This window comes from Pantoea sp. ACRSC (genome assembly GCF_022346785.1).
Taxonomy (GTDB): domain Bacteria; phylum Pseudomonadota; class Gammaproteobacteria; order Enterobacterales; family Enterobacteriaceae; genus Pantoea; species Pantoea alvi.
Map to the genome: position 1 here is coordinate 1 of NZ_JAKRNN010000048.1, position 5,245 is coordinate 5,245.

A 5,245-nucleotide genomic window follows, 5' to 3' on the forward strand; every position below is an offset into this window, starting at 1 on the left:
TCGGGTATTACAGCTCGCTAAGGCCGCATGGGTATAACGGTGGGTTACCCCCAAACGAATCGGAAAACCGATACTGGAAAAACTCTAACTCGGTGGCCAGTTTTTGTTGACCACTTCAAGGAGAAGAAAGTCGTCAAGGAAGGAAAGAACGCTGGCGGTGAATATCTCTCGCTGGTCGGCTACTTCCCGAAGCTCAGCCAGGCGATTGCCGGGCTAATTCATCTCGATGTGCAGATGTCGGATGTGCAGTCTCTGCAGGAGATGGAGCAGCATATTCGCCGCGTTTCTGAGCAGTGCGAACTGGCTATTAAGGAGGCGGTATGAATTTTCCAGATGCAGCAGATGAAGCGGCAGCAAGAGAGCAGCAGCTGATAGAGGTGGCGCTGGCGAACAGGCCCGTGCCGCAGATGACTTACACAGGTGAATGCCATTACTGCGAAGAGCCAATCGACAAGGGGCATTTTTGCAGCGATGAATGCCGCACCGACCATGAGCGCATTCAGCACGCTCTTCGCAATCAAAAGGTGGCATGACGCCGCAAACTGAAAACGCTCTAAGGGCCGTAGCGCGTAAGTGCAGGAGCGAGATTCTTAAAGCCATTGATGGCAGGCCTAAATCAGAACACGACCGCATCATCACAACCCTTCTCGATAAGCACGCCAAAACTGTTCAATGCCTCCCGCCTGGCACATTCCCGGCAAAGCGCTGGCTGTCCTTCTATGTGCGGCAGGTAGATAAGGAGACTCGCCAGTGAATATCGTTAATGACTATGGCGGCAGCACCACCCCGCCCGAACACCGTGACAGTTGGCAGACGCCGCCAGAAATATTCGCCGCGCTGAATCGTGATTTCCGTTTTGTGGCGGATGTGGCCGCCAGCGCACATAACCACCTGCTGCCGGTTTACTTCACCGAAAAGGATGACGCGCTGGCGCAGGACTGGGCCGGGCGGCTACCACTGGGAATAACCTGGTGCAATCCGCCGTATAGCGACATTTCTCCCTGGGTGAAAAAAGCCGCGGAGGAATGCCGTAAAGGGATCGGTACCGTGATGCTCGTTCCTGCTGACACCTCGGTCGGCTGGTTTAGTCTGGCGCGGAACTCATGCACGGAGGTGCGTTTCATCATCGACGGCCGCCTCTCGTTTATTCGCGCTGATACCAGCAAGCCGGTCAACGGCAACAATAAGGGATCGATGCTGCTGATCTGGAACCCATTCGCCTCAGATTTTGGCATAACCGGTTATGTCTCGCGTGACACGCTAATGGCGATCGGAAGAAAGTTATTGTCCGACCGGGAGCCTACCGACGAGCGCGCCGCATGACAGCCTCCAGAAAGAAGCCGACATGGGCTGGATTATCACTAATCTGGCCCTTTTTATTTGTATCGTGCTGGCCTGGCTATGGCCGCCAAAGGAGTAGATATGGAAAGAATGTATAGCTGCCGACAGGTTTGTGAAATTCTGAGCATCGGTAAAACCACTCTATACCGAAAGGTAAAAAGTGGTGAAATCGATAAGCCTCTACGTAACGGTTGTCGAATGAGCCGTTGGCCGGAATCAAGCATCACACGTTATCAGGAATCACTGAAACGAAGTCATGCGGCATAAACTGGGTCAGCCACTCATCGTAGGCATTCATCATACTCCTTCGCTCATTAAGGTATTCGGCGTGGTTGTAGGCAGCAATTACCGTGTTGGTTTCAACATGCGCAAGTTGCTTCTCTATAACTTCGCCGCGATACCCCATTTCATAGAGGGTAGTCGATGCCGTTGCGCGAAAATCATGGCAGGTCAGTTCAGTAGGCTGAAAACCTAAGTAGACGATCGCGCGATTAAGGGTGCTATTGCCCAATGACTCTAATGGTTTTTTTATGCCCGGGAAAACCAGCTCCCGGTGAGGAAACGCAGTCTTAGCCTGTTTCAGTATTTTTATTGCTGTAGGCGACAATGGCACTGAGTGAGCTCTGCCCATTTTCATGCTGCCAGCCGGTATGGTCCAAAGCGCATTGTCTAAATCGAAATGCTCCCACCTGGCACCTCTAAGCTCATTTTGACGCACAAAAACAAAAGGCAGCAACATAAGCGCCAGCTTCGTTTGTATGTGCCCACCGTATGAAGCCAAAGATGCAAAATACTTTTTCAGGTCTGCTGTAGTAAGACATCTTGAGTTAACAGCTTTTGGTGCAATGATGGCGCCTCTTAACGGAGCCGCTGGATCGGTTTCGGCTCGCAACGTGGCCACTGCATAGCAAAACACAGCTGAGCAGATCTGACGAACCTTGAGAGCAGACTGATGTGTACCGCGCGACTCTAGCCTTCTCAATACCTTCAGAATATCGTGTGCTTTAATCGAGAGTATGGGGCGATCACCAAAGTCTGGGTAACAATGCACAGTAAGGAAGAGCTCATTCTGATCATACGTGCCTTTGGCCCATGTCTGTTTTTTTCTCTCAAGCCATTCCTGAGCAACCAGCTTGAACGTTATCTGATCCTCGGCAAGAGAGGCCTGCTTTTCAACCTTTCTGACGTCGGTCGGGTTTAAGCCTTTTTTAACGAGCTCTCTTGCCCTTTCCCTCTCCTTCCTGGCATCTGCCAGCGAAACATGCGGATATTCGCCGATCGTATACCTGCCGTCTTTTTTTGGCGTGAGCCAGTAACGATATCGCCAGAACTTGGTGCCGCTGGGTCGAACCTCTAGATAAAGGCCGTTCCCATCCTGAAGAATGTAGGGCTTAGCCTGGGGCTTCGCGTTTTTCACTTTGGTATCTGTCAAAGGCATCGTAGGAACCAACCGGATAAAAATGTTATCCGGTAAGTTGTCCTGTTTTTTACGGGCTGTCAACGAACAACATGGAACGACGTGGGGATAAAGTGTTTACTGATCTTCAGGTTGGGCGCGGGAAATGGAACTTAGGGGAACTATGCGGAATCACGGTTTGGATTTGCTGACAGAAAGCGGATTTTCATTGCAAGCCTTTAAATTATTCTGTTTTAGCGGATAAAGAGGCGTTATCAGCGGGTTATCCTGTTTTTAAACTTCCGCCGTCATTATAAAAACGGCGTGGACGATTGAGTAGAGTCTAGCTGACACCACTTAAGGGCTAAAGGATATCTCACCTGCAGGCCCTGGACAGTCGACAGGAAAGCAGGTTTTTTGACGGGAAAGGCAGAGTCACTACATCAGCGGCCTGTCACTGTGGTTACAGTAGTGCAGCCTGGCCCGGCCGTTTATTCAGCTGCCGTCGCTCTCGTCCGGCCGCCGCCTGACCAGAGCAAGCTGATAGAGATTATTTCGGTCAATCCGCCTGCCGCAGCTCAAGCAGACAGCGCCGTGAGGGGTATGTTTTTCATCATTTTGCAGGGTGTACTGGAAACGGCGCTCTCCACACTGTTGGCACCGGATCTTAACTCGGCCCATAGGGAGACTCCATCAAGGTTAATTAAGCTGTGGGCTAATCCTGGCACCTTTCGCCAGTTGAGCCAGCAGCCAGGCAAATTAACTTTTCGGCCTTCCGATCCTCCGCTGCATCAAGCGACGGCCGCTCTGCGCAGGCTGGCCGGAAAAAACTTCAACCTGACTTATTAAAAACCCACTCTAACCCCGCATCAGAGCGCATTCCACAAGGAATGCCGACCTTGGTCGCCCTCGCCCCACGCTGAAACAGGCAGGTTATAATCCCGAATGCATTAATTAAATTAAAACAAAAACCTGAATGTAGATAATTTTATAACAGAAACAGATGTTCTGAGGTAAACCACACGCTGTTAACTCCCGAGACAGAAGATTACACTGATGATGCTGTTTAATTAAATAACGGTTAACTAAAGAGGGAGTGAAAAATGGCTTTAAACGCTTCAGACTCAGCGCAGCTGGACGCCTGTACCAAACAGGTAGCGGATCTCCAGACGCAGTTAGATAAGCAGAAAACGCTCAGTGAGCTCTACCGGAACGAGATCCTTACCGACAGTGAGTTCCTGGGATTTACGATAGAAATCTTCGATAAAATTCAGGCCTCCATCAACAGCGGCGTGATTAATACCATGCCGGTTGAAGAGCAGCGCCAGCTGCAGGAAACCCTGGTTTACGTTAAAGAGCGGCAGGCAGCCGATAACCTGTATCGCAAAGAAGGCGATCCAGAACCACGCACGTACGAAGAGTACCGCAATCCGTGATAATGAATAGTTTTATGATAAGCCGCCCATAGTGAAGTGAACCTGAATATTGAACACTTTATTAACTGGCGACTGACATGGCCTGAGCTCAAGACTGTACCGGGCTCAGGCCGTTTAGTTTGGCTGGATTCGTTCGTTGTAGTAGCCACCTCCACCCTACCATACGCATCACGCTTAGCCGGTTCGACTGCATGCCTCGGTCGCCCCCCTCTCGTGAACGCTGATGGCGTCGGTGATTCTCGACAAACCTGAGTTCAGTGCCTCACTGACAGTTATCTCGTGCCCGCTGAATAAAGCTTTTGGCATTTTCTCGTTAGGCTTAGCTGGTCTATCGATTACTGCTCAAAGCCCGTCGCCAGCTTCAAAAGACTGCTTATAAATAGCCCTTTAGTCAGAGTCGGTTGTTCCGCGTCCCGTCCTGGTCGGCAATGCTGATACAGTTTCGTATACCTGCCGCTATGAATTGTTTAATGACTTCCTGACGTGTTTTCAGCTCCCCAGATGCTGGCCGCCGCGCTCCCGCTTTCTCAGGTATTCACCACGAGGGCATCAGGCATCTATTGTCTGGTGATTTGATTTATGCAAAAAAACAGAGGAAAATACGCACAAACCATAGGGATTAAGGTCATATTTTGGCCGTTGATAGAAGGAATTATGGATGAATCCTTGTAACAGGACTCTGCTGACCGGTGTCGTTCTGCTTCTTACCGGCTCCCCCATCGCTTTTGCTGGCACTATCGAAGCCATCAACCATACCAAATGGGCGATTAACCATTTCAGCGTTAACGGACAGTCCGGGCTGGATGCTATTGGCCCCTTTCAGGGAGGGGGTGGAGGATGCTGTTACCACGCACCGCCATTATGGAAACCCGGCATAACTGTAAAGGTAGACTGGGAAACAGGCGTGGGATCATCGGAAGGTTTTCCCGGATTCCAGGACAGGGAAAAATATCGGCTTTGTTGAATAAATCAGCTTCAGGACGAGTGACTCTGTAGCTGACCGGGTTTTCAGGCAATACGCACGCTTTCTGGCATACCAGCCTTCGTTATTTTATTCAGCGCACGCACCATG

The 5,245-nt window shown here is 50.6% G+C and carries 7 protein-coding genes and 1 pseudogene; 7 read left to right on the top strand and 1 reads right to left on the bottom strand.

Annotation, left to right across the window (positions count from 1 at the left end):
• Positions 1-171: 171 nt before the first annotated feature.
• From MHZ97_RS22520 to MHZ97_RS22525, 4 genes are all read left to right on the top strand, one after another.
• Positions 172-324, top strand: coding sequence for a hypothetical protein (locus MHZ97_RS22520; protein ID WP_375337779.1), 153 nt, complete (start codon positions 172-174; stop codon positions 322-324).
• On the top strand, positions 321-533 hold the full coding sequence (locus MHZ97_RS22110; protein WP_239315686.1) for a hypothetical protein: 213 nt from the start codon (positions 321-323) through the stop codon (positions 531-533). Before MHZ97_RS22520 ends, MHZ97_RS22110 begins: the two co-directional genes overlap by 4 nt.
• 223 nt (positions 534-756) lie before the next feature.
• Positions 757-1,323: a phage N-6-adenine-methyltransferase gene (locus MHZ97_RS22115; protein ID WP_239315690.1), complete on the top strand. Its 567-nt coding sequence runs from the start codon at positions 757-759 to the stop codon at positions 1,321-1,323.
• Between the two features lie 108 nt (positions 1,324-1,431).
• On the top strand, positions 1,432-1,608 hold the full coding sequence (locus tag MHZ97_RS22525; protein WP_146053851.1) for a helix-turn-helix domain-containing protein: 177 nt from the start codon (positions 1,432-1,434) through the stop codon (positions 1,606-1,608).
• Here the strand turns inward: MHZ97_RS22525 and MHZ97_RS22120 are convergent.
• Positions 1,565-2,842 carry an integrase arm-type DNA-binding domain-containing protein gene (locus tag MHZ97_RS22120; RefSeq protein WP_239315687.1) on the bottom strand — a complete coding sequence of 426 codons (1,278 nt, stop codon included), beginning with the start codon at positions 2,840-2,842 and terminating at the stop codon, positions 1,565-1,567. The genes MHZ97_RS22525 and MHZ97_RS22120 overlap by 44 nt on opposite strands.
• Positions 2,843-3,196: 354 nt before the next feature.
• Between MHZ97_RS22120 and MHZ97_RS22125 the strand changes: the two genes are divergently transcribed.
• From MHZ97_RS22125 to MHZ97_RS22135, 3 genes and pseudogenes are all read left to right on the top strand, one after another.
• Positions 3,197-3,586: a hypothetical protein gene (locus MHZ97_RS22125; protein WP_239315688.1), complete on the top strand. Its 390-nt coding sequence runs from the start codon at positions 3,197-3,199 to the stop codon at positions 3,584-3,586.
• A gap of 254 nt (positions 3,587-3,840) precedes the next feature.
• Positions 3,841-4,173, top strand: coding sequence for a hypothetical protein (locus MHZ97_RS22130; RefSeq protein ID WP_239315689.1), 333 nt, complete (start codon positions 3,841-3,843; stop codon positions 4,171-4,173).
• A gap of 658 nt (positions 4,174-4,831) precedes the next feature.
• Positions 4,832-5,128, top strand: a pseudogene (locus tag MHZ97_RS22135) (DUF3304 domain-containing protein); the annotation flags it as partial.
• Positions 5,129-5,245 lie beyond the last annotated feature (117 nt).

Bases quoted from the DNA above. Each gene is read 5' to 3' on its own strand.
- MHZ97_RS22130 (WP_239315689.1), top strand. From the start codon at position 3,841: ATGGCTTTAAACGCTTCAGACTCAGCGCAGCTGGACGCCTGTACCAAA.
- MHZ97_RS22110 (WP_239315686.1), top strand. From the start codon at position 321: ATGAATTTTCCAGATGCAGCAGATGAAGCGGCAGCAAGAGAGCAGCAG.
- MHZ97_RS22525 (WP_146053851.1), top strand. From the start codon at position 1,432: ATGTATAGCTGCCGACAGGTTTGTGAAATTCTGAGCATCGGTAAAACC.